Source organism: Nonomuraea sp. NPDC005501 (assembly GCF_040605905.1).
Classification (GTDB): Bacteria; Actinomycetota; Actinomycetes; order Streptosporangiales; family Streptosporangiaceae; genus Nonomuraea.
On the sequence record NZ_JBEXDT010000013.1, the window covers coordinates 67,665 to 79,875 of the forward strand.

11 protein-coding genes are annotated in these 12,211 nt (G+C 73.6%); 8 read left to right on the top strand and 3 right to left on the bottom strand.

Features of this window, described 5'->3' with window-relative positions:
* The first annotated feature begins 32 nt into the window (after window positions 1-32).
* From ABZS51_RS10175 to ABZS51_RS10185, 3 genes are all read left to right on the top strand, one after another.
* A complete protein-coding gene (locus tag ABZS51_RS10175; protein ID WP_355438332.1) occupies window positions 33-524 on the top strand; it encodes a shikimate kinase in 492 nt (163 codons plus the stop codon).
* A gap of 193 nt (window positions 525-717) precedes the next feature.
* The gene (locus ABZS51_RS10180) at window positions 718-2,610 is read left to right on the top strand and encodes a protein kinase (protein ID WP_355438333.1); all 1,893 of its coding nucleotides are present in this window, start codon (window positions 718-720) and stop codon (window positions 2,608-2,610) included.
* 129 nt (window positions 2,611-2,739) lie between these two features.
* Window positions 2,740-3,282, top strand: coding sequence for a dihydrofolate reductase family protein (locus tag ABZS51_RS10185; protein WP_355438335.1), 543 nt, complete (start codon window positions 2,740-2,742; stop codon window positions 3,280-3,282).
* Between the two features lie 30 nt (window positions 3,283-3,312).
* On the opposite strand, the gene ABZS51_RS10190 is transcribed toward ABZS51_RS10185, so the two are convergent.
* On the bottom strand, window positions 3,313-4,350 hold the full coding sequence (locus tag ABZS51_RS10190; RefSeq protein WP_355438337.1) for an asparaginase: 1,038 nt from the start codon (window positions 4,348-4,350) through the stop codon (window positions 3,313-3,315).
* Between the two features lie 209 nt (window positions 4,351-4,559).
* Here ABZS51_RS10190 and ABZS51_RS10195 point away from each other — a divergent pair, with 209 nt between their 5' ends.
* Window positions 4,560-5,579, top strand: a complete 1,020-nt coding sequence (locus tag ABZS51_RS10195; protein WP_355438339.1) for a substrate-binding domain-containing protein — start codon at window positions 4,560-4,562, stop codon at window positions 5,577-5,579.
* Here ABZS51_RS10195 and ABZS51_RS10200 read toward each other — a convergent pair.
* Together ABZS51_RS10200 and ABZS51_RS10205 are read right to left on the bottom strand one after the other, a co-directional pair.
* Complete coding sequence (locus ABZS51_RS10200; protein WP_355438341.1) at window positions 5,576-6,919, bottom strand: 6-phospho-beta-glucosidase; 1,344 nt, start codon at window positions 6,917-6,919, stop codon at window positions 5,576-5,578. The two genes, ABZS51_RS10195 and ABZS51_RS10200, sit on opposite strands and share 4 nt — an antisense overlap.
* 72 nt (window positions 6,920-6,991) lie before the next feature.
* Window positions 6,992-7,750: a DeoR/GlpR family DNA-binding transcription regulator gene (locus ABZS51_RS10205; protein ID WP_355438343.1), complete on the bottom strand. Its 759-nt coding sequence runs from the start codon at window positions 7,748-7,750 to the stop codon at window positions 6,992-6,994.
* Window positions 7,751-7,882: 132 nt separating this feature from the next.
* Here ABZS51_RS10205 and ABZS51_RS10210 point away from each other — a divergent pair, with 132 nt between their 5' ends.
* Genes ABZS51_RS10210 through ABZS51_RS10225 form a run of 4 tightly spaced genes read left to right on the top strand, consistent with a single transcriptional unit; the run spans window position 7,883 to window position 12,195 of the window.
* Window positions 7,883-9,073: a carbohydrate kinase family protein gene (locus tag ABZS51_RS10210; protein WP_355438345.1), complete on the top strand. Its 1,191-nt coding sequence runs from the start codon at window positions 7,883-7,885 to the stop codon at window positions 9,071-9,073.
* 4 nt (window positions 9,074-9,077) lie between these two features.
* The gene (locus ABZS51_RS10215) at window positions 9,078-10,490 is read left to right on the top strand and encodes an extracellular solute-binding protein (RefSeq protein ID WP_355438347.1); all 1,413 of its coding nucleotides are present in this window, start codon (window positions 9,078-9,080) and stop codon (window positions 10,488-10,490) included.
* Window positions 10,487-11,383 carry a sugar ABC transporter permease gene (locus ABZS51_RS10220; protein WP_310713343.1) on the top strand — a complete coding sequence of 299 codons (897 nt, stop codon included), beginning with the start codon at window positions 10,487-10,489 and terminating at the stop codon, window positions 11,381-11,383. The genes ABZS51_RS10215 and ABZS51_RS10220 overlap by 4 nt, the downstream gene beginning before the upstream one ends.
* On the top strand, window positions 11,380-12,195 hold the full coding sequence (locus tag ABZS51_RS10225) for a carbohydrate ABC transporter permease (protein WP_355438348.1): 816 nt from the start codon (window positions 11,380-11,382) through the stop codon (window positions 12,193-12,195). The genes ABZS51_RS10220 and ABZS51_RS10225 overlap by 4 nt, the downstream gene beginning before the upstream one ends.
* Window positions 12,196-12,211 lie beyond the last annotated feature (16 nt).

Here is a 12,211-nt window from a genome sequence, read left to right on the forward strand (position 1 = left end):
CTATCCACATGGCAAAAAACAAACCAGTAGTGATGGTCGGGCTTATGGGCTCGGGCAAGACGTCCGCGGGACGCCTCGTCGGTCAGGCCCTTGACCTGCCCTTGAGCGACAGCGACCCGTTCCTGCTCGACCGGTACGGAGCCACGGCGGCGCAGATCGTGGCGCGCGACGGAGCCGACGTCCTCCACCGGCGGGAGGCCGAGCACGTCCTGTCCGAGCTGGGCGGCGAGCCCAAGGTGATCACCGCGGCGGCCAGCACCGTCGAGAACCCCCGGGTGCGCGCGGAGCTGCGGAGCAAGGCGTTCGTGGTGTGGCTGGACGCGCCCGACGCGGTGCTGGCCGAGCGGATGCGCTCCGGCGACCACCGGCCGGAGTTCGCGCCGTCGGTGATGCGGGCGCGGCGGGAGCCGTACTTCCGCGAGGTGGCCGACCTGACGTGCGACGTGAGCAGGATGACGCCCGAGGAGGTGGCCGAGGAGGTGCTGCGGAAGATGGGCTCGTCCGCGGGCGGCGACGGCTCCTAGCGGCCGGCGCGGGTCGTCCCCGTCCGGGACGCTGGCATAATGATCATGACGCACGGGTCCTCCGAGGCGCGCGGAGGACCTGTGACGTCCTCTCCCGTACCGCCGTCACCACCGCTCTCCCGGGGCGGGCCCGGCGGCGGCCGGCGCGAGACGCAACCAATCTCCCTCCGGCGGCATCTAAGCATCAGTGACGATGCGCTTGGTGCCGGGCGACCCCGTGAGCCTCGGCGGCTACTGGCTGGCCGGACGGCTGGGTGCCGGCGGGCGGGGCGTGGTCTACGACGCCTACGACGACGAAGGCCGCCGGTTCGCGCTCAAGGTGCCCCGAGGTGAGGTCACCGGCCAGCTCTCCGACGCCGTCTGGCGGGTCTCGCCGCGGCACCTGGCCCGAGTGGTGGACGTCGGGGTCGACGGGGCCGTGCCGTACATCGTGAGCGAGTTCGTCGAGGGTCCCGACCTGCGGCAGGCGGTGGAGCGGCACGGGCCGTACACGGGCGGGGAGCTGGCCGCGCTGGCCCTCGCGGTGGCGACGGCGCTGCGCTCGCTGCACGCGGTGGGCATCGCCCACCGCGACCTGCGCCCCGAGAACGTGCTGCTCTCCCCGTACGGGCCCACCGTGATCGACCTCGGCGTGACGGTCCCGGACACGGTCGGCACCCGTACGTACCTGGCCCCCGAGGTCTTCACCGGGGGGCGGCCGGGGCCGGAGGCCGACGTGTTCGCCTGGGGCGGGGTGCTGCTGTTCGCCGCCACGGGCCACGACCCGTTCCGCGGGGAGAGTCTGGGCGAGGTGATGCACCGGCTGCTCGCCGTGGACCCCGACCTGGACGCGCTGCCGGAGCCGTTGCGCGCCCTGGTGGGGCAGGCCCTGTCGAAGAACCCGGCCGACCGCCCGCCGTCCGCGGAGCTCCTGGCGGTCGCGGACGCCCTGCCCCGCCCTCCTGTCCCGGCGGCCGGCAGTGCGGGCGCCGGCGTCGATGGGGCCTGGAGCGGGTGGGGGCGGCTGGTGGCGCCGGCGGGGCTGGTGGGGCCGCCGTCGCTCGGCGAGGTGGCCGAGCGGGTGTTCGCGTCGCTGACGCCGCGTCAGCAGCAGGAGGCGCCCGCGCTGCTGCTGCGCCTGCTCGACGGGGACGCCGTCGGCTGCGACGCGCACGGGGTCCTGGACCGGCTCACGGAGGCCGGTCTCCTCGTACGGCGGAGCGTGGCCGTGCCGCCCACCCGGGCGGAGGCCGGCACGCTGGTGGCGGTCAGCGGCGACTGCGTCGAGCCGGCCAGCGCCGCGCTGCTCCGGGCCTGGCCCCGCTTAAGCGCCTGGGCGTCCGAACGTCCCCCCGCCCGGACCGGCCCCCAGGCCGGCACCGCGACCCGCACCGGGGACGACCACGCGGACGCCCGCGCGGACGACCACGGGACCGATCAAGGGGCCGGTCCCGCAGTCGTCGCCACGGTGGGGGACGCGTCCGGACGGCGTGACGGGGAGGGCGAGCCCGACCTGACCCCGATGTACGTGGCTCACCGGGCCATGCTCGCCGACCTGCGCCGCCTGACCGGCCTGCTGGCGGAGCCCGCCACGTTCACCTCCGCACGGGCGGGCGCGGTCCGCTGGTACACCAGGTCCCTGCTGACCGCCATCCATCACCACGTCGACGGCGACGCGGCCCTGTGGCCGGTCGTCGCGCGCGCCGCCGGCCGGGACGTGGACCTCTCCCCCTACACCGGCGGCCACGAGGCGCTGAGCCCTCTGCTGGAGCGCTGCCACGCGGCCGTGGACGGCGATCTGGCCCGGCTCGGGCGCGAGCTGAAGCCGATGCTGGACCTCCTCGCCGAGCACATCGCCGGGGAGGAGGCCGAGCTGTTCCCGATCATCAGGGTGTCGGTGCCGCCCGCGGCCTTGGCCCGGGTCGAAAGGCAGGTCGCCGGGCGGGCCGGCGTGCGGGAGATGACGTTCAGGATGCCGTGGCTCGACCGGCACGCCACCGGGGACGAGACCGAGCGGCTCCTGGCCGGGACGGGCCGGACGTCCAGGGTGTTCCTGGCGCTGACCCGGCCCGGCTACCGGCGCCGGGAGCGGCTCGCGTTCGGTTAGCGGGTCCGCGGGCGGGCCCGGCAGCCGCCGCGGTCGCTCGGAGGTCACTCGGGTCTCTCCCGTGACGGCTCTCACCGGCTCGGGTCATGATGGAGCGGCACGAGGTCCGGGCCTGGGAGAGGCGGGGCGATGGGCAAGCTGCTGTACTCGGCCACGATGTCGCTGGACGGCTTCATCGCCGGTCCCGGGGGCGACATGTCGTGGCTGACGGACTACCTGGGCCCCAACCCGGCGGTGGAGGAGCTGATCGGGCGGATCGGCGCGCTGCTCGTGGGCAACCGCAGCTTCGGCGGCGACGATCCGCACAAGGGCACGGACAAGGAGGGCAAGGCGTTCGGCGGAGGCTGGAGCGGGCCGCAGTTCGTGCTCATCCACCGGCCCCCGGAGCGTCAGGTGCCGGGGACCACCTTCGTCGCCGACCTCGCCGAGGGGGTCGCCGCGGCCAGGGCAGCCGCCGGTGACGCGTACGTCAACGTCATCGGCGCCGACGTCGCCCGGCAGTGCCTGGAGGCTCGGCTGCTCGACGAGGTCTTCGTGTGCGTCGCGCCGATCATGCTGGGCGACGGGGTGCGGCTGTTCGACCATCCGGGCGGGCGGACCGTCAAGCTCGAACGTCTCGGCCTCACGGAGGCGCCGCTGGCCACGAACATCTGGCTGCGCGTGGTCAGCTGACGGCCCCGGGGTGGAGGGTTCTCCTCGAAGTCACCTCGTCCTCTCGGTCGTGCCGGCGGGCCAGGGCCGGCCCTTGGTGTGTGCGGCGCCCGTGCGCGCCGCCAGCTCCTCGCGCACCCGGGCGCGGTCGCGGTGGCAGCCGAGCAGGGCGCCGAGCAGCACGCGAGCCTGCGGCGCGCGCAGGATCCCGGTGGGGATCGCGCCGGCCGCGACGAGATCCGCGCCGCCGCCATTGCCGTACAGCGCGGCGACGGGCCCGGCGTCGACCCGGGTCGACAGGGCGACGACGACGCCGGCCTCGGTGAGCCGGGCCACCTCCCGCGCGACGGCGGGGTTGGCGTTCCCCGCGCCGAGCGCCTGGAGCACGATCCCGGTGGCGCCCGCGCGGGCCGTCGCGACCAGCGCCGTGTCGTCGCAGCCGGGGTAGAGGGCCACGACGTCGGTCCGGACGCCGTCGAGGTCGTACGCGTCGAGGTCGAGCGGCTCGGACCGCACCGGCGTCAGCGTGATGTCCACCTCGCCGGCGCGCACCCGGCCGAGCGGGCCGCCGTCGGGCGCGGAGAACGCCGCCGGCGCGACCGTGTGGGTCTTTCGGGTCCCCCGGGCGGCGTGGACGACGCCGTCGAAGCAGATCAGCACGCCGAGGCCGCGCGCCGCGCCGGACGCCGCGACGGTGATCGCGTCGGCGAGGTTGCGCGGGCCGTCGCCGTCCACGGCGTCGGCCGGACGCTGGGCTCCGGTGAAGACGACCGGCCGGGGGTCGTCGTGGAAGAGGTCCGCCAGGTAGGCGGTCTCCTCCATGGTGTCGGTGCCGTGGGTGACGACGACGCCGAGCACGCGGTCGTCGGCGAGGGCCTCGCGGGTGCGCAGGGCGACCTCGCGCATGTCGGCCGGTGTGAACAGGTAGCTGCCGGCGCGCAGGACGTCCACGCCCTCCACCTCGACGCCGGGATCGGCCGGGAGCCGCCCGAGGAGGTCGCCGGCCGCGTCCTCGGCCAGGCCCACCCCTTGCGTGTCCCGGCGGGTGGCGATGGTCCCTCCCGTGGACAGGACGATGACCTTGGACACGCGACGGCCTCCTCGGGAACGCGATTGCCCAAACGTTTGGGCCAAACGTTTGGTAGCATCTGACCTGCGCCTATGGGATGTCAATAACTCAGCGTTAAAATCAAGAAAACCGCCGGCCGCCCGCCCCGGCACACGAACCGGGCGAGCCAGAGTTCACCGGAGGCCGAGGGGCATTGGGTGCGGAGAAGGCACGACCGGTAACCCTGCAGATGATCGCCGACCAGCTCGGTCTGCATGTCTCCACCGTGTCACGCGTGCTGCACGCCAAGCCGGGCGAGGGGCTCCGGGCGGCTTCCAGCCCGACCGTCGAGCGGGTGCGCCGGCTCGCCGACGAGCTCGGATACCAGCGCAACCCCCATGCCATGAGCCTGCGCACGCAGCGCAGCAACCTCATCGGCGTCCTCGTCCCCCGCCTGTCCGACATGGTTCTCGCGACCATCTACGAGGGCGTCGAGGAGGCCGCCGCCGAGCACGGCCTGTCCACGTTCGTCACCAACACCCGCGACGTCCCCGAGGTGCAGCGGGCCCGGACCGAGATGGTCCTCGGCCGCCGCGTCGACGGCCTGATCTTCGGTGACGCCCACTCCGACTCGTCGTTCCTCGACGAGGTGGCCGCGCGCGGGGTCCCGTTCGTGCTGGTCAACCGGCGGGCCGGCGGACATCCGGCGGTGGTGTGCGACGACTACCTGGGCGGCCGGATGGTCGCCGACCACCTGTTGGAGCAGGGCCACGAGGACGTGGCGGTGGTGGCCGGCGAGCCGTACGCCAGCACGGGCATCGACCGCACCGGCGGCTTCGCCGACCGCTTCCGCGAGGCGGGGCTGCCGATCCCCGCGCACCGGATCGTGCACTCCCGCTTCGACGCCCAGGGCGGGCGCGCGGGCACCGAGCGGCTGCTCGCCACCGGCCCCCGCCCGTCGGCCGTCTTCGTGGTCAACGACTTCGGGGCCATCGGCACGATCGGCGCGCTGCGCGACCACGGGCTGCGGGTCGGCGCCGACATCGCGGTCGTGGGGTTCAACGACACGCCACTGGCGGCCGAGCTGCCGGTGCCGCTGACCACGGTCCGCTCCCCCATGCGGGAGATGGGCCGCCGGGGGCTGCGGCAGCTCGTCCGCGTCCTCGGGGGCGAGCAGGCCCAGAGCGAGCTGCTCCGCCCCGAGCTGATCGTCCGCGCGTCGAGCGACCCCACGCTGTACGAGCGGCTGACGACCGGGACCGTGGGCTAACGGCCGGGCAGCACCTCGGCGAGCTGCGGCACGCGGGCGCGGTAGCCGTCGAGGAGCCGGCGGGCCGTCCCCACCGAGTCCACCAGCGGGTGCAGCGCGAACGCCTCGACCGCCAGCCGCGACGAGCCGGTCAGGGCGGCCTCGATGGCCGTCTGCTCCACCGCCTTGACCTGCTGGACGAGCCCCAGGAACCGGCCGGGCAGCGGCCGGGTGGCCAGCGGCCTGACCCCCGAGCCGTCCACCGCGCACGGGATCTCGACCACCGCGTCCTCCGGCAGGCCCGGCACGGCCACGCCGTTGCGCACGTTGAGGATCATCGTGGCGGGCTCGCCGCGGGCGATCGCCGCCATGAGCGCCAGCGCGATGCCCTCGTACCCGCCCGCCTCCAGGTCGGCGGCGTCACGCTCGCCGGCGTCGGTGACGTCGCGGGCCTCGGCCATGTACGACTCGTCCCGCTCCCTGCGCGCCCGGGTCCACTCGGCCAGGGCCTGTCCGGGCCGCTCGCGCACCGCCGCGTAGAACCGCTCCTGCTGCTCCAGCAGGGACTCGCCGCGGGTGCGGCCCGAGGTCGCGGCGACGGCCTCGCGGGTGAAGTAGTAGTAGTACAGGTACTCGTTGGGCAGCGCCCCCAGGGTGCGCACCCAGTCGGGGCCGAAGATCCGCGCCTCCTCCACCTGCCGCAGCGCCGTGTCGTCGGCCAGCAGGCCGGGCAGCACGTCACGGCCCTGGTGGGACAGGCCGCGCAGCCAGCCTAGGTGGTTGAGGCCCACGTAGTCGGGCGACACGCGGGCGGGGTCGAGCCCGAGGGCGGAGGCGGCCCGCCGGACCAGGCCGATCGGCGAGTCGCAGATGCCGACCACGCGGTCGCCGAGGACGCGGCGCATGGCCTCGGTGACCATGCCGGCCGGGTTGGTGAAGTTGATGACCCACGCGCCGGGGGCGAGGGCTGCCACCCGCTCGGCCACGCGCACCGCGACCGGGATCGTGCGCAGGCCGTAGGCGACCCCGCCGGGGCCGGTGGTCTCCTGGCCGAGCAGGCCGAGGTCCAGCGCGACCCGCTCGTCGGCGGTGCGGCCGGCCAGGCCGCCGACCCGGATGGCGGAGAAGACGAAGTCGGCGTCGCGCAGCGCGGTGTCGAGGTCGGTGGTGACGCACACCAGGGGCGGGTCGTCGTGCCCCGCGGCGAGCTGCGCCAGCACGTGGCCGACGGCCTCCAGGCGCTCGGGCGACACGTCGTACAGCACCACCTCCTCCACCCGGGGCTTGGCGGTGTCGCGCAGCAGCGCGCCGTACACGAGCGGGACCCGGAAGCCCCCGCCTCCCAGAACGGCCAGTCTCATCCGATCTCCTCACAGGCTCGCGTCGTCACACGGGTCGTCGCACGGGTCGTCGCACGGGTGGTCGTACGGTCGTCATGCCAGCAGGATCTCGGCGCCGGCGTCCGCGCAGGCGCGCAGCGTGGACGGGTCGGCGCCCTCGTTGGTGACGAGCACGTCCACGTCCTCCGGCCCGCACACCCGCAGCGCCCCCGTGCCGGGGAACTTGTGCCGGTCCACCACCAGCACGACCTGCCCGGCCGCGGCGATCATCGCGCGCTTCAGCGGCACCTCGGCGAGGGTGGTGTCCACGAGCTGGCCGTCCGCGCGGACCCCGCTCCCTCCCAGGAACACCCGGTCCGCGCACACCTGTCCGAGCGCCTCCTCGGTGAGCACGCCGACCAGCGAGTGGTACGGCCGGCGCAGCATCCCGCCGAGCAGCAGCAGCTCGACCACCGGGTCGTCGCGGAGCACGTCGAGGACGGCGAGGCTGGAGGTGACCACGGTGACGCGTCGCCCGCGCAGCCGGCAGGCCAGCCGCATCGTGGTCGTGCCGATGTCGAGCAGGACGACGTCGCCGTCGCCGATGAGAGTCGCGGCGCGCGCGGCCACGGCCTCCTTGTCCTGCTCGTCGACCACGGCCACCTCGGCGAAGGGCCGGTCGGCGTCGGCGTCGGCGCCGGCCAGGGCACCGCCGCGCACGCGCCGGAGCGTGCCGTCGCGGTCGAGCACCTCCAGGTCGCGGCGGATGGTGGACGGGCTCACGCCCAGCTGTGCCGCCAGGTCACGGACGCTGGTCGCCCCCGAGAGCCGGACACGGCGCATGATCTCCGCATGCCTGAGGTGCTGGAGCACGATCGGATTCTAACAGTCAAACACGCGCATGAACGAGCATCTTCTACCATTTGCTCACACGAAACACTTGATGTACGCGAGTAAACGTGCAAGATTGCGCACATCTCGGTCTGTCGAGGAGGTCCCATACCCGTGTCTGTCCAGGCGTACGACCCTCTCGCCGATCAGCGGAGCCCCGGGGCCCCGCAGTTCGACGTCTTCCTAGCGGGCACCGTCTTTCTCGACATCGTGTTCACCGGCCTGCCCGCGATGCCCGCCGCGGGCACCGAGACGTGGGCCGAGGGCATGGGCTCGTGTCCGGGAGGCATCGCCAACCTCGCCATCGCCACCAGCCGGCTGGGCCTGCGCACGTCGCTGGCCGCCGCGTTCGGCGACGACGACTACGGTGACTTCTGCTGGCGCACGCTCGCCGAGCAGGAGGCGGTGGACCTGTCCAAGTCGCGGCGGTTCGAGCACTGGCACACGCCGGTGACCGTCTCCATGGCCGTCGACCGCGACCGGAGCATGGTGACCCACGGCCATCCCGCGCCCATGTCGGCCTCCGACATGATCGGCAATCCGCCCCGGTCCAGGGCCGTGATCGTGACGCTCTCCGCCGAGGAGCCGCTCGGCGCGCCGCCCGGCGCCGCGTGCAACTGGGCCGAGCTGGCCCAGCGCGAGGGCGCCCTCATCTTCGCCGACGTGGGCTGGGACCCGTCGGGCGCCTGGTCCCCGTCGCTGCTGGACCAGCTCTCGGTCTGCCACGCGTTCATGCCGAACGCGGTCGAGGCGATGGCCTACACCGGCACCGACAACCCGCGCGACGCCCTGTACGCCATCGCCGACAAGGTGCCGCTGGCCGTCGTCACGGACGGCGCGAACGGGGCCATGGCCATCGACTCGACGACCGGCGAGGAGGCGTACGTGCCCGCCCCCCGGGTGCGGGCCCTCGACCCGACGGGCGCCGGCGACGTCTTCGGCGCCGGCATCGTGCTCGGCACCCTGCGCGGGTGGCCGCTGGCCGATCGGCTGGCGTTCGCCGGGGTGTGCTCCGCGCTGGCCGTCCAGCAGTTCGGCGGGTCGCTGGCCGCGCCGGGCTGGGGCGACATCGCGGACTGGTGGCACGGGGTGCGGGGCGCGGCCGGGAGCGGCGGCGCCTACGGTGACTCGCTGGCCCGCCGGTACGCCTTCCTCGACCGGCTCGTGCCGGCCGTCCCGGTGGGCGCGGTGCGCCGGGCCGCCGCCACGATCGCCCGGCACGCCGACCTGGAGAAGCCCGCTCCGGAGGCGCCCACCGAGCCCGACGTACCGGCCGCGCCGCGCGTGCCCGTTCAGAAGGAGTAGCACCATGATCACCCCGACGCGTGAGGGCCGGACGCGAGGCCACCGCGCTCCGCGGAGGCGGGGCGCGCTCGCCGCGCTCGCGGCCGGTGTCCTGGCCCTCGCCGCCACCGCGTGCGCGCCCGGCTCCTCGGCCCCGCCCGCGCCGACCCCCGACCAGCCGGCTCCCTCGGCCGTGCGCACCGACGCCGGGTCCCTGGGCGATGTGACGCTCACCGTCTGGGACCAGGAGGTGCGCGGCGGGCAGGCCGCCCAGATGAAGCAGCTCAACGCCGCGTTCGAGGCCAAGTACCCCAACATCAAGCTCAAGCGGGTGTCCCGCTCGTTCGACGACCTCAACACCACCCTGCGCCTGGCGCTGAGCGGCAACGAGCCGCCCGACGTGGTGGAGGCCAACAACGGCCGCTCGTCGATGGGCCAGTTCGTCAAGGCCGACCAGCTCCTGCCGCTGGACTCCTACGCCGACGCGTACGGCTGGAAGAGCCGCTACCCGGAGTCGGTGCTGCGCTACTCCCGCTACAGCGCCGACGGCAAGGTGTTCGGCGAGGGCAACCTGTACGGCCTGCCCCAGGTCGGCGAGGTCGTCGGCGTCTTCTACAACCGCGCCAAGCTGACCAAGCTCGGCCTGGAGCCGCCGAAGACGTGGGCCGACCTCCAGACGGCGCTGGCCAAGGCCAAGGCCGCCGGCGAGGTGCCGATGCAGCTCGGCAACCTCGACAAGTGGCCCGCCATCCACGTGTTCGGCACCGTGCAGGGCCGCCACGTCCCGGCAGACCAGATCGCCACGCTGGCCTTCGGCCGCAAGGGCGCCTCGTGGACCACGCCGGAGAACGTCAAGGCCGCCGAGGAGCTGGTCGGCTGGGTGGACCAGGGCTACTTCGAGAAGGGCTTCAACGGCCAGGGCTACGACCCGGCCTGGCAGGCGTTCGGCAAGGGCCAGGGCGTCTTCCTCGTCGCCGGCACCTGGCTGCTGGCCGACCTGGACAAGGCCCTCGGCAAGGACCTCGGGTTCATGCTGCCGCCCGGCGCCACGCCGGACGCGCCGCCCGTCGCGACCGGCGGCACCGGCCTGCCGTTCGCGATCACCGCCAAGAGCCCCCATCCGGACGCCGCCGCGGCCTACGTCGACTTCATCACCAGCGCCGACGCCATGAAGGTGCTCACCTCCACCGGCAACCTGCCGGTCGCCGACACGGGGCAGCAGACCGTCGAGGCCGGGCCCCAGCAGGACGTCTTCACCGCGTTCGGCACCGCCACCAAGGAGAACGGGCTCGTGCCGTACCTCGACTACGCCACCCCCACCTTCGCCGACACCCTCGGCGCGGCGCTGCAGGACCTGCTCGCCAAGAAGGTCACGCCGAAGGAGTTCCTCGACACGCTGGAGAAGGACTACAAGACCTTCGCGGAGAGCAACGGGTGAGCAGGCGGGTGAGCATGGGCCGGCCTCCGGGAGAGCCCAGGCGCATCGCCTACCTGTACCTGCTGCCGGCGTTCGCCGTCTACGCGGCGTTCCTGCTCTACCCCATCGGCCGCGCGGTGCAGATATCCCTGTACGACTGGGACGGTCTCACCCTCGGCCGGTGGGCGGGCCTGGACAACTACACCGCGATCCTCTCGGACGAGCGGCTGCGGGCCGGGTTCGGTCACGCGCTGGTGCTGATCGTGTTCTACGCGGTGATCCCGCTGGCCATCGGGCTGACGCTGGCCGCGATCCTCAACCACGCCAAGGTGCGCGGGCTCGGGTTCTTCCGGACCGTGGTGTTCCTGCCGCAGGTGGTGGCCATGGTCGTGGTGGCCGTCGCCTGGCGGCGGGTGTACGCGCCGGACGGCACGCTGAACGCGGTGCTCGGCGCGCTCGGCCTGGACGGGCTCACGCGGGGCTGGCTGGGCGACCACACGTTCGCGCTGCCGGCCGTCGGAGTGGTGGGCACGTGGTTCGAGACGGGGCTGGTGACCGTGCTGCTGCTGGCTGGGATGAGCCGCGTGCCGATGGAGCTGTACGAGGCGGCGCGGCTCGACGGGGCCGGCGCGGTCAGGGAGTTCTTCGCGGTCACGCTGCCGTCGGTGCGCGGGGAGATCGCCGTCGCGCTGACGCTGACGGTGATCGCCGCGCTGCGGACCTTCGACCTGGTGTACGTCACCACGCGCGGCGGGCCCGGCGACTCGACGTCGGTGCCGTCGTTCGAGGTCTACCACCGGGCCTTCGGGCTCGGCCAGGTCGGCTCGGCCGCGGCGATCGGCGTGACGCTGACCGTGGTCATCTTCGCGATCTCGTTCGCGGTCAACCGGCTGGCCGACAGGGGGACCTCGTGATCTCGCGTACCGAGCGGGTGGCGAACTACGTCATCCTGTGGGCGTTCGCCGCGTTCGCGCTGTTCCCCGTCGTGACGATCCTCGGCGCCGCGCTCGGCCCGGACGACGCGGGCCCGGCCGGACAGGGGTTCGAGCCGCACCTGGGCAACTTCGCGGCGGCGTGGGAGGCCGGCCGGTTCGGCACGTACCTGCGCAGCAGCCTCGCCGTGTCGTCGTTCGTCGTGGTGGTCAGCGTGGTGCTGTCGATCATGAGCGGGTACGCGTTCGGCACCATGCGCTTCCGCGGCCACACCGTGCTGTTCTACCTGTTCATGCTCGGGATCATGATGCCGAGCGAGGCCATCGCGGTGCCGCTCTACTTCGACCTGCGCTCGCTCGGCCTCATCGACACGTTCTGGTCGGTGGCGCTGCCGCAGGTGGCGCTGTCGGTGGCGTTCGGCACGTTCTGGATGAGGGCCTACTTCCGGGCGAGCAGCAGGGCGATCGCCGAGGCCGCCCGCATCGACGGCGCCTCGACGTGGCGCACGCTGTGGCAGGTGCTGGTGCCGCCGGCCCGGCCCGCCATCGTCACCTTGATCGTGCTGGTCTTCATGTGGACGTGGAACGAGTTCCTCATCCCGTTGATCATGGTGACCAGCGAGTCGCTGCGGACGGCTCCACTGGGCCTCGCCTTCTTCCAGGGCCAGTACACCTCGGGCTTCACCCTCCTCGCGGCCGGATCGGTCATCGTGGCCACCCCGGTCGTGGTGTTCTACCTGTTCCTGCAGCGTCACTTCGTTCGCGGGCTGCTCCAGGGGGCGGTCCGCGAGTAACCCACCCGGAGGTCCC